At 60.7% G+C, this 13,358-nt stretch carries 15 protein-coding genes; 11 read left to right on the plus strand and 4 right to left on the minus strand.

Annotated elements, in window-relative coordinates; translation table 11 throughout:
• Positions 1 to 13: 13 nt before the first annotated feature.
• From E4P00_RS06055 to E4P00_RS06065, 3 genes are all read left to right on the plus strand, one after another.
• On the plus strand, positions 14 to 265 hold the full coding sequence (locus E4P00_RS06055; protein WP_032876316.1) for a type II toxin-antitoxin system HicA family toxin: 252 nt from the start codon (positions 14 to 16) through the stop codon (positions 263 to 265).
• Positions 262 to 621, plus strand: a complete 360-nt coding sequence (locus E4P00_RS06060; RefSeq protein WP_103735389.1) for a type II toxin-antitoxin system HicB family antitoxin — start codon at positions 262 to 264, stop codon at positions 619 to 621. Before E4P00_RS06055 ends, E4P00_RS06060 begins: the two co-directional genes overlap by 4 nt.
• Positions 622 to 848: 227 nt before the next feature.
• Positions 849 to 1,853 (plus strand): family 2 encapsulin nanocompartment cargo protein terpene cyclase, encoded by a 1,005-nt coding sequence (locus E4P00_RS06065; protein ID WP_103735388.1) that lies wholly within the window; start codon positions 849 to 851, stop codon positions 1,851 to 1,853.
• 12 nt (positions 1,854 to 1,865) lie between these two features.
• Here the strand turns inward: E4P00_RS06065 and E4P00_RS06070 are convergent, their stop codons facing one another.
• Positions 1,866 to 3,038 carry an MFS transporter gene (locus E4P00_RS06070; protein ID WP_032876322.1) on the minus strand — a complete coding sequence of 391 codons (1,173 nt, stop codon included), beginning with the start codon at positions 3,036 to 3,038 and terminating at the stop codon, positions 1,866 to 1,868.
• Between the two features lie 131 nt (positions 3,039 to 3,169).
• On the opposite strand from E4P00_RS06070, the gene E4P00_RS06075 reads away from it, so the two are divergent.
• Entirely contained in the window at positions 3,170 to 3,757 is a 588-nt protein-coding gene (locus tag E4P00_RS06075; protein WP_032876325.1) for a TetR/AcrR family transcriptional regulator, read from the plus strand.
• On the opposite strand, the gene E4P00_RS06080 is transcribed toward E4P00_RS06075, so the two are convergent.
• Together E4P00_RS06080 and E4P00_RS06085 are read right to left on the minus strand one after the other, a co-directional pair.
• Entirely contained in the window at positions 3,741 to 5,096 is a 1,356-nt protein-coding gene (locus tag E4P00_RS06080; RefSeq protein ID WP_078821098.1) for an MATE family efflux transporter, read from the minus strand. The genes E4P00_RS06075 and E4P00_RS06080 overlap by 17 nt on opposite strands.
• Before the next feature lie 84 nt (positions 5,097 to 5,180).
• A complete protein-coding gene (locus tag E4P00_RS06085) occupies positions 5,181 to 6,029 on the minus strand; it encodes an IclR family transcriptional regulator (protein ID WP_032876330.1) in 849 nt (282 codons plus the stop codon).
• 225 nt (positions 6,030 to 6,254) lie between these two features.
• On the opposite strand from E4P00_RS06085, the gene E4P00_RS06090 reads away from it, so the two are divergent.
• Genes E4P00_RS06090 through E4P00_RS06120 form a run of 7 tightly spaced genes read left to right on the plus strand, consistent with a single transcriptional unit; the run spans position 6,255 to position 12,694 of the window.
• On the plus strand, positions 6,255 to 7,283 hold the full coding sequence (locus E4P00_RS06090; protein ID WP_078821097.1) for an ABC transporter ATP-binding protein: 1,029 nt from the start codon (positions 6,255 to 6,257) through the stop codon (positions 7,281 to 7,283).
• Positions 7,280 to 8,125 carry an ABC transporter permease gene (locus tag E4P00_RS06095; RefSeq protein ID WP_078821096.1) on the plus strand — a complete coding sequence of 282 codons (846 nt, stop codon included), beginning with the start codon at positions 7,280 to 7,282 and terminating at the stop codon, positions 8,123 to 8,125. The genes E4P00_RS06090 and E4P00_RS06095 overlap by 4 nt, the downstream gene beginning before the upstream one ends.
• 4 nt (positions 8,126 to 8,129) lie before the next feature.
• Complete coding sequence (locus E4P00_RS06100; protein ID WP_005787620.1) at positions 8,130 to 8,924, plus strand: ABC transporter permease; 795 nt, start codon at positions 8,130 to 8,132, stop codon at positions 8,922 to 8,924.
• On the plus strand, positions 8,924 to 9,214 hold the full coding sequence (locus E4P00_RS06105) for a (2Fe-2S)-binding protein (protein ID WP_005787618.1): 291 nt from the start codon (positions 8,924 to 8,926) through the stop codon (positions 9,212 to 9,214). The genes E4P00_RS06100 and E4P00_RS06105 overlap by 1 nt, the downstream gene beginning before the upstream one ends.
• Positions 9,211 to 10,554: an NAD(P)/FAD-dependent oxidoreductase gene (locus E4P00_RS06110; protein ID WP_248130926.1), complete on the plus strand. Its 1,344-nt coding sequence runs from the start codon at positions 9,211 to 9,213 to the stop codon at positions 10,552 to 10,554. Before E4P00_RS06105 ends, E4P00_RS06110 begins: the two co-directional genes overlap by 4 nt.
• Entirely contained in the window at positions 10,551 to 11,648 is a 1,098-nt protein-coding gene (locus E4P00_RS06115; RefSeq protein ID WP_223018659.1) for an FAD-dependent oxidoreductase, read from the plus strand. Before E4P00_RS06110 ends, E4P00_RS06115 begins: the two co-directional genes overlap by 4 nt.
• A gap of 14 nt (positions 11,649 to 11,662) precedes the next feature.
• Positions 11,663 to 12,694: an ABC transporter substrate-binding protein gene (locus E4P00_RS06120; RefSeq protein ID WP_032876340.1), complete on the plus strand. Its 1,032-nt coding sequence runs from the start codon at positions 11,663 to 11,665 to the stop codon at positions 12,692 to 12,694.
• Here the strand turns inward: E4P00_RS06120 and E4P00_RS06125 are convergent.
• Entirely contained in the window at positions 12,639 to 13,346 is a 708-nt protein-coding gene (locus tag E4P00_RS06125) for a nicotinamidase (RefSeq protein ID WP_248130928.1), read from the minus strand. The genes E4P00_RS06120 and E4P00_RS06125 overlap by 56 nt on opposite strands.
• Positions 13,347 to 13,358: the final 12 nt, after the last annotated feature.

A 13,358-nucleotide genomic window follows, 5' to 3' on the forward strand; every position in this document is an offset into this window, starting at 1 on the left:
CGCAAGGAACGCCGTGTCCAAAAATGAAAAGCTGCTCGCCAAATTGCTCAATGAGCACATGGCATTTACCTGGCCCGAGCTCGTCACGCTGTTACGCCGACTCGGATACACACTGATTGAAGGGGCTGGAAGCCGCGTCAAGTTCGATATCGGCGACCCCAGTGCAATGATCACGTTGCACAAGCCTCACCCGGGCAACGAACTGAAACATTACATTCGGCGCCAGATCATCGAACAATTGAAATCAGGAGAACTGATTCAGTGAACAACCAGCTCAAACATAAAGGCTACATCGGCTCTATCGAGGCCAGCCTCGAAGACAACTGCCTGTTCGGCAAGATTTTATTCATCAAGGCATTAGTGAGCTACGAAGGCAAAACCGTCGCAGAACTGGACGCAGCCTTTCGCGAAGCCGTGGACGATTATCTGGCTACCTGCCAGACCCTGGGGCAATCACCTGAGAAGCCATGCAAGGGCTCGTTCAACGTACGCGTTGGGCATGAACTGCATCTGGCAGCCGCTCTGGCCGCAATGCGTAAAAAGGTGACGTTGAACGACCTTACGCGCCAAGCGCTGAATGAGTTTCTGCAACAGCACGACGACGGTCTAGCGGCGGTTTGAATTGGCCAGTCAGGCAACATCGCCACAGGGCTCGTTCGATGCGTGTGGCGAAGTGACGACGCGAGTCATCCCAAATGGTCTTATTCGGGCATTAGAGGTCGTTGACTCCAATCAGAACTAAAGGGTCCATTGTGTTTTTCCACCCGGACTTCTAAATTGAAATCAACGCCCTTCCTGATCCTTGGTCCGCAGTAACGTCCAATGGCATAGACACCCGGAGTCTTGCTATGAACGACATCAGCCCGCCGCCTCCCCCACAAAAAAACTCAACCGGCCTGGAAATACCTGCGCTTGAATGTCCATTACCGATACGACTGGACGAAGCGCTCGGCAACCGTATCAATGCGCTGTTAATGGCGTGGATCAATCGAATCGGTATTTTCGAGGGGCAGTTGGATCACGTAAGGGCCTCGAACTTCGGGCGTTTCGTAATGCTGTGTCACGCCGACACCGACGACGTTCAACGCTTGCTACTGTCTGCAAAATGCATGGCGGCGCTGTTCGCGGTAGACGATCACTATTGTGATGATGAGCGAAGTGGCGCCAACCCCAAGCTCCTGGGCGCACGCTTGTCACTGGCCCTGGCCGCCCTGGACAGGGCATATCTGATTCCATCCCACGACCTCGCGCTCAAACGTGCGCTCAACGATGATCCGGTTTTACGTGGATTGCGGGGATATATGAACCACCTGGATCGCTATGCGACACCCTCGCAGAAAGCTCGCGTTCAGTCGGAGACCATTGCGATGTTCGTGACCATGAATGCGGAAGCTTCATGGCGCATCGAACACAGCCTGCCTCAAGTCTGGGAATATTTGGCACATCGTCAAGTCAACAGCTTTTTACCTTGCATGGCCCTCATTGATATTGTCGGCGGCTATGAACTGGGTGCCGATACTTATTTTTCTGCGCCTGTACGCGAAGTGATCGCCCTAGCTGCAAGTTTGACCATGCTCGTCAATGACTTGTATTCCGCATCCAAAGAGCAAGAGCCTGGCATCGGTGATTTCAACCTGCCATTGCTGCTGGCAAACGAACAAGGTTGTTCATTACAGCAAGCCTTGTGGTTGACAGCCGATCTTCACAACACGCTTATACGTAGATATGAAGCCAAGGAAAGAAGGCTGCTCAAACAGGCCTCCCCCACGCTCAAGCGCTTCCTCGGCGGGGTAAAAGCCTGGCTGGGCGGCAATTACGAGTGGCATCGACACAGCGGTCGCTATCAAGTGTGAACAAGCCGGCACTCAGCCCAACCGCCGATACCCCAACCATGCGGCCAACAACACCACCGCCCCCGCCGCCAACGCCACCCGGAACCCACTGGCAGCGCCGAAATGATCGATCATCCAACCAGAGCTGGCGGCGCCGATAGCAACACCGATGCTCAGCCCGGTGATCAGCCAGGTCATACCTTCGGTGAGGCGGCTGGGCGCAACGATCTGCTCGACCATGGCCATCGACACGATCAAGGTGGGCGCAAAGAACAGGCCGGAGATAAATATGGCGACGGCCAGGCCGGGGATGTTGCTCACCAGCAACAAGGGCAAGGTAGTCAACGCCGTGGCCACGCCGCAGAACAGGAACTGACGCGGCAACGGCGCCTTGAGCTTGAGGGCACCGAAAGCCAGCCCGGCCAGGCACGAACCGATGGCGTACACCGACAGCACAATACTCGCCGCCGCCGGCTGGCCCTGATGCTGGGCGAACGCCACACTGACCACGTCCACCACGCCGACGATCACGCCCATGGCCAGCAGCAAGGTCATCAGAATCAAAACCGCAGGGGAAGCGATCAGCCAGCGGCCATGCGCGCCGTGGTGCTCGTGTATGGGTGGCTCGGTTTGCCGCTGCATTACAAAGGTGGTGACGCCCACCGCTAGTAACAATGCCGCCACCAAAGGGCCGGCTTCGGGGAACAGCACTACGCTCAGGCCCACAGAAATGGGTGGGCCGATAATAAAGCACACCTCATCCAGCACCGACTCCAGAGCAAACGCGGTTTGCAGCCTGGGCTGGCCGCGGTACAACTCGGTCCAGCGCGCACGCACCATGGCGGACATATTGGGCATGCAGCCGGCCAGCGCAGCAAACAGGAACAGCGTCCAGCTTGGTGCCTGCAAACGCGTACACAGCAACAACATCAATAGCGCCCCGCCGCCGATCAGTGCGGCTATCGGCAGGACCTTGCCCTGGCCGTAGCGGTCCACCCAACGCGACACTTGCGGCGCACAAAACGCCGTGGCCAGGGCAAACACCGCCGCCACCGACCCCGCCAGCCCATAACCGCCATGGACTTGGGCGAGCATGGTGATCAGGCCGATACCGGTCATCGAGATTGGCATGCGCGCCAACATGCCTGCGAGCACAAAGGCTCGGGCGCCTGGGACCTGGAATAATTCGGCGTAAGGGTTTGCCATCCTGCGTAACCTCTTGCTCAAGCCGCGGCCTTGCTATCTGAAACGATGCGGGCAGAATACATACGGTGCGTATGTGATGGATCATGCTTCGCATACGCACCGTATGTCAATCACCAACCGATGAGACTTCCATGAGCCGAGCCCGTGCCGAAATGATCGAAGAGACTCGCGCCCGCCTGATCGCAAGTGCGCGCCGGGCATTCGCCACCCAAGGCTATGCCCATACCTCGATGGATGACTTTACCGCTCAAGCCGGGCTGACGCGCGGTGCGTTGTACCATCACTTTGGTGACAAAAAAGGCTTGCTGGCAGCCGTAGTCGCCCAGCTCGACAGCGAGATGGACGAGCACTTGCAACGCATCAGCGCGCAGGCCATAGAGCCCTGGAGCGGGTTTTGCGAACGCTGCCGAGCTTATCTGCGCATGGCCCAGGATCCGGAAATCCAGCGCATTGTGTTGCAGGATGCGCCAGCGGTGCTGGGGGATACCGGCTCACAACACCACTGCGTTGAGTCGTTGCGCCAACTCCTGGAGGCCCTGATGCAAGCCGGATGGGTGGAGCCGGCACCCAGCCAGGCACTGGCGCAGTTGATCAACGGCAGCCTGGTCAACACGGCGTTGTGGATCGCCCGAGATGCACACCCGAGCGCGCGGCTGGAGGAAGGCTTGCAGGGCCTGGAGGTGTTACTGCGCGGGCTCAGCCTCAAACCAACCGCTTGATCTGCTTATGCCGCCATACCAGCCGGTAATACGCGGTCTGCAATACCAGCATTGCCAGGTAGGTCACCGGGAACGCCATCCACACCCCCTCCAGCCCGAAGTGTGCGTTGAACAGATAAGCCATCGGCAGCTCCACGCAAAGCACGCAGAAAATCGAGATTGCCACCGGCATCAGCACCACGCCGCTGGCGCGCATGATGCCGCCGATCACCGCCTGGAAGCCGAACACCAGGATGCTCCAGAGCATGATGTGCAGCAGGTGTTCGGCTCTGATCCGGGCGCTGTCGTCAGTGATGAACAGCCCCAGCAACCAGTGCGACAACCCATAACCGAGCACAATCAGGCCCCCGGTCAGGCACAGGTTGATCACCAACCCCGTGCGCAGGATCGGCCCGATGCGCTCCAGGCGCCCGGCGCCGATCGCCTGGGCACCGAGGATCGAGGCGGTGATGGCAATCGACAGCGCCGGGAACTGGACGTAGTTGACGATCTGCGTCACCGCGCCATAAGCCGCCGTGGCCTGGGAGCCGTGGCTATTGACCAGGGCCAGGATGACCAATTCCGACAACGACAACACCACCATCTGCAAGCCTGTCGGCAGGCCGATGCGCAGCACTTTACCGAGGATGACGCGGTCCAGGCGTAAAGCCGCGAGCAGCTCGCGATCCGGTGCCATCACATGGTTTTTATGCCGCAGGCGCAGCACCAGGAACAGCATCGCCAAGGCGTTAGCCACCAAACCTGCGTAAACCGCACTCTGGATGCCAAGGGGCGGCAGGCCGATCCAGCCGCGAATCAGCGCTGGCGTGAGCAGCAAGCCCACCAGGGTCGAAACCATTAACGCCAGCAACGGTGAAATCGTATCGCTCACCCCACGCAGCAATTGGGTATAGAGGATGAACACCAGCAACAGCGGCATGATCAACATCATCATCTGGGCATAGCCCACCGCATCGTCGAGCACATCCAGCGGCGTACCCAATGCCTGCAAGGCCGGGCGCGCAAACAGGCTGCCCAGCACCGCGGCAATCAGGCCCACCAGGGCGCCCAACGTCAGGGTGGCGCCGGTAATCACCTTGACCAGCCCCGTCTCCTGGGCACCCCACGCCTGGCCGATCAACACTGAGGCGCCCGCCCCCAGGCCGATCACCAGGGCGATAAAGAAAAACACGATGGGGAACATCCCCGACACCGCCGCCAAAGCCTGGGTGCCGAGCATTTGCCCGACATAGATACCGTTGAGGGTGCCGGAAAAGCTTTGCAGAAAATTGGACAGCACCATCGGTGCCAGAAAGATCAGGTAGATCTGCCACAGCGGGCGTTGCAAAGGGGTCAGCATGAAAAATGGGACCTCGAATAACGAAAGCGTCGCAGGGTTATACCGTAAGTGGATCCAATGCTAATGCGTTTTAGCAAAGATCACTCATCCACCAAACGTCTGCGACGGCCTGCGCAACGTAGGGTCGAACGGGTTGATGCGTGGCCCGATTGCTGCAGCTTCGCGCTTGAGCAACTCCACCACCATCGGCAATCGGCTTGGCCCCAGGCGGTCACTGATGGTCGCCACACTCAACGCTGCGACCGCATGCCCCTCGCGGTTGAGGATCGGCACTGCCAACCCCGCCATACCTTCCAGCACCCCGGTGTTGCGTGCCGCGTAGCCCAAATTGCGAACGTTCTCAACTTCGGAGCGCAGCAGCACTTCGTCATACAAATGAAAATCCTTGAGCCGTGGCAGGTTGTAGCGGATGACCGTCTCGCGCTCTTCCTGCGGCAGAAAGGCCAGAATTGCCAGGCTGCCCTGCCCTACCCCCAGGGCTACGCGCCCGCCGATATCACCGGTGAAGGTACGAATCGGGTACGGGCCTTCGCTGCGGTCCAGGCAAATGGCGTCGAAGCCGCTGCGAGCCAGCAGGAACAGCGAATCTCCCAACGATGCACTCAGGCGCAACAGGCTTGGGCGCACCAGATCGCGCAGGTTGCCAGTCTTGCCGGCATTGGCCGCCAACGCAAAGAACTCCAGGCTCAGGCGATAGCGTTTACTGCGTGCATCCTGCTCGACCATGCCTTCATCCATCAGGCTGCGTAGCAAGCGGTGAGTGGTGGGCTGGGAGAGGCCAACGCGGTGGGCGAGCTGGGTGACACGTTCACCTCCCTCGGGCACTTCACCCAGAGCGCGTAGTAAGGCAAACACGCGGGATACGCCACCAGCACCGACTTCCTTGCCGCTGCTATTCCGCTGAATGGAATCTGTATCACTCGATATCAACATAAATTCTGCTCAGTGAATAAATCTTAAAATAGTAGTCCGCTGAATGAAATCCCATCTTCCGCCCATCCTAGTCTTCGCTCTAATCTGCGTCCACAGGGGCGAAACGAACAACAACTGGCAGCCGACTCAAGATCGAGCGTCAACGCACCGGCAACACTCTTTTCGCATCTGCCCAAAACAAAAAAGCGCGCTTCGGCGCGGCGGAATAAAAGGTGGAACGCAGACATGGCATTTCTCCAACTCAACGCCTTGAGTAAACGCTACGGCGCCGTTGATGCAGTAGTTGCCACCGACCTCGCGGTGGAAAAAGGTGAATTCGTTTCCCTGCTTGGTCCTTCGGGCTGCGGCAAGACCACCACCCTGCAAATGATCGCCGGCTTTGTCGAGGTGAGCAGCGGCCAGATCCTGCTCGATGGTCGCGACATCACCCGCGCCAAGCCTGCCAGTCGTGGCCTGGGCGTGGTGTTCCAAAGCTATGCGCTGTTTCCCCATATGAGCGTGCGCGACAACGTCGCCTTCGGCTTGAAGATGCGCAAGGTACCGGCCACCAAGATCGCAAGCCTCGTCAAGACCGTACTCGAACTGGTGCGTCTGGCCCCCCATGCCGAACGCTACCCTCGGGAACTCTCCGGCGGCCAACGCCAACGCGTCGCGCTGGCCCGTGCATTGGTGATCGAGCCACCGGTTCTGCTGTTGGATGAACCGTTGTCCAACCTTGACGCCAACCTGCGTGAAGAGATGCAGTTCGAGATCCGCCGCATTCAATGTGCGGTGGGCATCACCACCTTAATGGTCACCCACGACCAGGGCGAAGCGCTCTCCATCAGCGATCGCGTGGTCGTGATGCAGGCCGGGCGCGTGACCCAGATCGACGCGCCGTACAAACTCTATGAACACCCGCGCACGCGCTTCATCTCTGACTTTGTCGGCAAGGCCAACCTGCTGGCCGGCGACTACGACGCGCTCGGTGTCCCCCAAGTGCGTCACCAGGGCGGCGCTGGCCAACTGACCCTGAGCCTGCGTCCGGAAAAGATCCAATTGGTACAAGCAGGTTCAGGCCGCGTGCAAGGCCAGGTGCTCGACCGCTACTTTTTCGGCAGCCAATGGCTGTATCGCATCCATACCCCCCTTGGCGAAATTACCGTGGTGCGCGGCAACGATGGCAGCGCACCGCTTTGCAACGGCGCGGCAGTGGGCCTGCAATGGCAAGCGGATTTGCTGCGGGTACTGGCGGCCGATGAGGTGCACCCATGAGGCGCGGCTACCTGCTCTCGTTACCGGCATTGGTGCTGTTTGGCGGGTTACTGATCTTGCCATTGGCCTTGACGCTGGTACTGTCCTTCAACGTGTTCGATTACCAGGTGGGTGTAAAGGCCGATCAGTGGACCCTGGACCACTACCTGGCATTGTTGAGCGATGCCTATTTCTACGAGATCTTCTGGCGCACCTTCTGGATCAGTGCGCTGGTAACGTTGCTGTGCGTGCTGATCGGGGTACCGGAGGCGTACATCCTCAGCCGCATGGGTACGCCGTGGCGGTCGGTCTTCCTGATCCTGATCCTCACACCGCTTCTGATTTCCGTGGTGGTACGCGCGTTTGGCTGGAGCTTGCTGCTCGGCGCCGATGGCCTGGTCAACCAAGTGATCCAGGCCATCGGCGGGCGCCCGGTGAAGCTGCTGTATACGCCGTTCGCCGTGATCATCGCGCTGGTGCACGTGATGCTGCCGTTCATGATCATTCCGGTATGGACCTCCCTGCAAAAGCTCGACCCCTCGGCGGAACAAGCGGCGCTGTCGCTGGGCGCAAGCCAGGCCACGGTGATGCGCAAGATCGTGTTGCCGCAAGTGATGCCCGGTGTGCTGTCCGGCACCTTGATCGTGTTCGGCCTGGCCGCCAGTTCATTCGCAATCCCAGGGCTGCTGGGCGGGCGACGTCTGAAAATGGTCGCCACTGTGGTGTATGACCAATACCTCTCGGAACTCAACTGGCCCATGGGCGCGACTATCGCGGTGGTGCTGCTGTTGGTCAATCTACTGATCATGCTGAGCTGGAACCGAATGGTCGAAGGCCGCTATAAAAAGTCCCTGGGGGTTTAAGCGCATGTCCAGAAACGGTCCTTTGGCCCTCGGTTTCCATGGTTTGGTGGTGCTGTTCATGATGGCGCCGCTGGTGGTGGTGTGCCTGGTGGCGTTCACCCCGGAAAACACCTTGAGCCTGCCCACATCGGGCTTTTCCCTGCGCTGGTTTCGCGCCGTATTCGAACGCGCCGACTTCATCCAGGCCTTCTATAACAGCCTGATCCTGGCGTTTACCGCCGCGTCCCTGGCGACCTTGATCGCGGTACCGGCGGCCTTGGCGATCAGTCGCTATACGTTCCCCGGGCGTAACTTTTTCAGTGCACTGTTTCTGTCGCCGATCATCATCCCGCACCTGGTGCTGGGCGTGGCGATGCTGCGCCTGTTTGCGTTGATGGGCGTTAATGGCAGCTTTACCTGGCTGATGCTGGCGCACGTGGTGATCATCACTCCCTATGTACTGCGCCTGGTGCTGGCGGCAGCGATCGGGATTGATCGCAGTGCCGAGCAGGCCGCCGAATCCCTCGGAGCCGGGCGCTTTACGTTGTTCCGGCAAATCACCTTGCCGATGATTTTGCCTGGGGTGGCCGGTGGTTGGTTGCTGGCGTTCATCAACAGTTTCGATGAGGTGACCCTGTCAATCTTCGTCAGTTCACCTGCCACACAAACCCTGCCGGTGCGCATGTACGTGTATGCCACTGAGTCCATCGATCCAATGATGGCGGCGGTATCGGCGCTGGTGATCGCACTCACCGCAGCGACCATGATTCTGCTCGATCGGGTCTACGGCCTGGACCGTGTACTGGTGGGGAAACATTGATGGCGCTGTTCAAGCGGCTGACCGAAACCCAGCGCCCAGCCCTGGCGTTCACCCTTGATGGGCAGCCGGCCACCGGGCTGCTCGGCGATACCTTGCTGACTGCCATGCTGACCTGCGCCGACCATCTGCGCGGCAGCGATTTCAGCGCCGAACGCCGCGCCGGTTTTTGCCTGATGGGTGCGTGCCAGGACTGTTGGGTGCGGCTTGCCGATGGGCGACGCGTACGGGCCTGCTCGACGTTGCTCGAAGAAGGTCACGCGATCAGCCGCGATCCAGGACGGCAGCCATGAAGCCCGTGGCAATTGTAGGCGCAGGCCCAGCGGGCATCGCTGCCGCACGTACGCTGCTCGATCACGGCATAAAACCCTGCTTGATCGATGAGAACCTGCGCGGCGGTGGGCAGATATATCGGCGCCAACCGGCAAACTTCCAGCGCTCGGCCAAACAAATCTACGGCTTTGAAGCGAGCAAGGCGCAGACCGTGCATCGCATCATGGACGAGCTTGCGCCGTTGATCGACTACCGGCCGCAAACCCTGGTATGGAACGCCGAGGACAACCGTCTCGACCTGCTCACCAGCGGTCGCATCGACAGCGTTGAGTATTCGCGCATCATTGTCGCCACCGGCGCCACCGACCGTATCCTGCCGGTGCCGGGCTGGACCTTGCCGGGCGTCTACAGCCTGGGCGCGGCGCAAATCGCCTTGAAGTACCAGGGCTGCGCAATTGGCGAACGCGTAGTGTTTTGTGGTTCCGGACCACTGCTCTATCTCGTCGCTTATCAATATGCCCAGGCGGGCGCCAAGGTGTTGGCCGTGCTCGACAGTGCGCCGTTCAGTGCCCAATGTCGCGCATTACCGGCGCTGCTCAGGCAACCGGCGACCCTGGCAAAGGGTTTGTATTACCGTGCTTGGCTGACGGCCCATGGCATTGCCGTGCATCAGGGCGCAACACTGTCGCAGATCGATGGAGAGCAACGGGTCCACGGCATTCGCTGGGGCGAACAGACGCTGGAATGCGATGCGGTGGCCTTCGCGCATGCCCTGCGCAGCGAAACGCAACTAGCGGATTTACTCGGCTGTGACTTTGCCTGGAATAATCTCAACCGCGCCTGGTTGCCGCAGCGGGACTGCGCTGGGCGCAGCAGCGTCGAGGCGGTGTATCTGGCTGGCGATGGCGCAGGGATCATGGGCGCGGATGCGGCGCAGATGGCTGGCGAATATGCGGCGTTGGCGCTGCTGGAGGATGCCGGCATTACGGTCGATCAGCACCGCCAGGATACGCTGCAGAAGCAGTTGGCGAGGATCCAGGGCTTTCGTCAGGGCCTGGAAACCGCGTTCCCTTTCCCCGAACAATGGGCTGTGCAAGCCCCCGACGAACTGATTCTGTGCCGCTGCGAAGAGGTCAGCGTCGGTGAAGTGCGGGCAGTAGTGGATGAGGGTCACTGGGAAATAAATCGGGTCAAAGCCCATTGCCGCATTGGCATGGGCCGCTGCCAGGGACGGATGTGCGGGTTGGCGACGGCGGAAATTGTCGCCCAGCGCAGCGGGCGTGGCATCGAACAAGTCGGACGCCTGCGAGGCCAAGCGCCGATCAAGCCGCTGCCGTTTGGCGTGGAGGGGCAACCATGATCGACGTCATCGTCCTGGGCGGCGGGATCGTCGGCGCTTCGGCAGCTTTAACACTCGCGCGAAAAGGCCAGCGGGTGGCGCTGGTGGAACGGGATTTTTGTGGCTCGCACTCCAGCGGCGTCAATTATGGCGGCGTGCGCCGCCAGGGCCGGCCCTTGCATCAGTTACCGTTGTCCCAGCGCGCCCATCAACTGTGGGCCGACTTGCCAGGCTTGATTGGCATTAGTGGCGAGTACGTGCGCTGCGGGCATTTGAAGCTGGCGCGCAGCCCGGTAGATTTTGCTGCGCTGCATGCGTATGCCGAACAAACCCGTGGCTTCGACCTGGGCTTGCAGCTGTTGGATCGCACTGAGTTGCGCGGGCGTTTCCCCTGGGTGGGCGACGTGGCAGTGGGTGCCTCCTTGTGCCCGGAAGACGGACATGCCAACCCGCGACTAGTGGCCCCTGCCTTCGCCCGTGCCGCCCTACGCCACGGCGCCGAGGTGTACGAGCAAGCCGAAGTGATCGGCATCGAGCACAACAGCCAACAGTTCCAGGTGCACTGTGCCAATGGCTTGCATCTGCAAGCCCCCTGGCTGCTCAACTGCGCCGGTGCCTGGGCCGGCAGTGTCGCTGCACAGTTTGACGAGCCGGTACCGATTACCTCGGCGCACCCGGCGATGCTGGTCACCGAACCACTGCCGGTGGTGATGACTGTCAGTACCGGTGTCGAGGGCGGAGGGATCTATGCGCGGCAAGTCGCCAGGGGCAACTGCATCCTCGGCGGCGGTCGCGGCTTTGCCCTCGGCCCACAGCAAGCCAGGCCAGGTCAGGCCGCGCTGCTGGAAATTCTGCGCAATGCCAGCGAACTCTATCCATTTCTCAAGGGTGCCCAGGCGATCCGGACCTGGAGCGGCACCGAAGGTTACTTGCCCGATCACGAACCGGTGATCGGCCCCAGCAGCACCCAACCTGGCCTGCTCCACGGTTTCGGCTTCGCCGGCGCCGGGTTCCAGCTCGGCCCCGCAGTCGGCGAAGCCCTGGCAGAGATTGTCTGCGCAGGGGCCAGCCGCCAACCCATCGAAGCGTTTTCCATCCGTCGTTTCCAAGCCTGAGAGGAAAAACATCCATGCACTCACGCATCGCTTTATCCTGCTTGTCCCTCGCCTTGCTCACCGGCACCGCCCATGCCGCCCCCACGCTGTATCTGGGCATGAACGGCGGTACCATGGAACGGGTGTACGCCGACAAGGTGCTGCCCGCCTTCGAGAAAGCCAACAACGTCAAGGTGGTGATCGTACCCGGCACCTCCTCGGACATCCTTGCCAAGGTCCAGGCCAACAAGGCCAACCCGCAGATGCACGTCATGTTCCTCGACGACGGCATCATGTACCGCGCGATCTCCATGGGCCTGTGCGACAAGCTCGCGCCAAGCCCGACCCTGGAGCAGATCCCGGCCAAGGCCAGAATCAAGGACGAAGCCGTGGCCGTAACACTGGGCGTCACCGGCCTGGGTTACAACGCCAAGATGTTCAAGGACAAGGGCTGGTCCGCACCCACCTCGTGGATGGACCTGGCCGACCCGCGTTTCAAGGACAAAGTGGTGTTCCAGTCCCTGGCCTCCTCCACCTTTGGCCTGCACGGTTTCCTGATGTTCAACCGCATCCAGGGTGGCGATGAAACCAATGTAGAACCGGGCTTCAAAGCCTGGCCTACGAGCGTCGGCCCCAACGTACTGGAATACATCGCCAGCTCCGCGAAGATCTCCGAGATGGTGCAAACCGACGAAGCCGCACTCTTCCCCCTGACGCCGACCCAGGTCGCCACGCAGAAGCTGTTGGGCATCCCCATGGAATATGCGCAGCCCAAGGAAGGCGCGGTGGTTCTCAACGTGGCCGAATGCGTGATCGCCCGCAATGACCAGCCGGAACTGGCGCAGAAACTCGCAGCGTTCTTGCTGACCGCCGAGGCCCAGGCGCCGGCGCTGGAGGACGGCGACCAGATCCCGTCGAACCCGACGACGCCCACCACCGAAAAGACCCGGGCACGGGTGGAAGCCATGCAGGGTTACTTGCAGACGGCGATTTCAATTGACTGGGACCAGGTTAACCAGGCGAGGCCGGAATGGAATGCGCGGTGGAGTCGCTCGATTGAGCGTTGAGGCTTGAGCGCTGCGCAATCGCGGCCAGTTCATCGCGGGTGCTACTGATGACAGCACCCGCCTTGAGCAACTCATTGACCGCCTGTACCCCCCCCTCCTCGCTGATGCTGCGGCACGCCGGCAGGTGCAGGACCACTTGCAATCCGGCCTTGAGCAACTGCAACACAGTGGTCTTGACGCAGTAGTCCAAAGCCAGGCCGCCGACGATCACACGCACCACCCCTCGGGCCTTGAGGTACTCGATGACGCCGGTGGACAGTTTGTCGTGCAGGTCGTGGTAGCAGGCGCCATAAGGGTGCAGGTCGGGTTCGACGCCCTTCCAGACGAAGTAGTCATAGTCATAAGGCGTTGGCAGTTCGTCGAGCAATGTGAAGCCTTCGGTGCCCGGTACGCAGTGGCTGACCCAAGTGACATCGGCGTGGGCAAGGCCGGTGGGTTGCAACATCTGGCTGTGCTGCGCAACCACCCAAGGGGCGTGCGGGGTGTGGGCGTCCTTGCTGCCGATGCGATGACCGGCGAGACTGGCCATGTAGTTGAGTTCGGCGCCAATGCGGTCGCCACCGACCACCGGCAACTCGTTGGGGCACAAAGGCGTGAAGCTTTTCTGCGCGTCGACGTCGAATGAAGCGATGGCGGTTTTCGCAAGGGTCATGGTGATTCTCCG

The organism is Pseudomonas sp. B329 (assembly GCF_023127835.1).
Classification (GTDB): domain Bacteria; phylum Pseudomonadota; class Gammaproteobacteria; order Pseudomonadales; family Pseudomonadaceae; genus Aquipseudomonas; species Aquipseudomonas synxantha_A.

Bases quoted from the DNA above. Each gene is read 5' to 3' on its own strand.
- E4P00_RS06075 (WP_032876325.1), top strand. From the start codon at position 3,170: ATGAGCCGAGCCCGTGCCGAAATGATCGAAGAGACTCGCGCCCGCCTG.
- E4P00_RS06125 (WP_248130928.1), bottom strand. From the start codon at position 13,346: ATGACCCTTGCGAAAACCGCCATCGCTTCATTCGACGTCGACGCGCAG.
- E4P00_RS06110 (WP_248130926.1), top strand. From the start codon at position 9,211: ATGAAGCCCGTGGCAATTGTAGGCGCAGGCCCAGCGGGCATCGCTGCC.
- E4P00_RS06120 (WP_032876340.1), top strand. From the start codon at position 11,663: ATGCACTCACGCATCGCTTTATCCTGCTTGTCCCTCGCCTTGCTCACC.
- E4P00_RS06070 (WP_032876322.1), bottom strand. From the start codon at position 3,038: ATGGCAAACCCTTACGCCGAATTATTCCAGGTCCCAGGCGCCCGAGCC.
- E4P00_RS06065 (WP_103735388.1), top strand. From the start codon at position 849: ATGAACGACATCAGCCCGCCGCCTCCCCCACAAAAAAACTCAACCGGC.
- E4P00_RS06090 (WP_078821097.1), top strand. From the start codon at position 6,255: ATGGCATTTCTCCAACTCAACGCCTTGAGTAAACGCTACGGCGCCGTT.
- E4P00_RS06085 (WP_032876330.1), bottom strand. From the start codon at position 6,029: ATGTTGATATCGAGTGATACAGATTCCATTCAGCGGAATAGCAGCGGC.
- E4P00_RS06100 (WP_005787620.1), top strand. From the start codon at position 8,130: ATGTCCAGAAACGGTCCTTTGGCCCTCGGTTTCCATGGTTTGGTGGTG.
- E4P00_RS06080 (WP_078821098.1), bottom strand. From the start codon at position 5,096: ATGCTGACCCCTTTGCAACGCCCGCTGTGGCAGATCTACCTGATCTTT.
- E4P00_RS06095 (WP_078821096.1), top strand. From the start codon at position 7,280: ATGAGGCGCGGCTACCTGCTCTCGTTACCGGCATTGGTGCTGTTTGGC.
- E4P00_RS06105 (WP_005787618.1), top strand. From the start codon at position 8,924: ATGGCGCTGTTCAAGCGGCTGACCGAAACCCAGCGCCCAGCCCTGGCG.
- E4P00_RS06115 (WP_223018659.1), top strand. From the start codon at position 10,551: ATGATCGACGTCATCGTCCTGGGCGGCGGGATCGTCGGCGCTTCGGCA.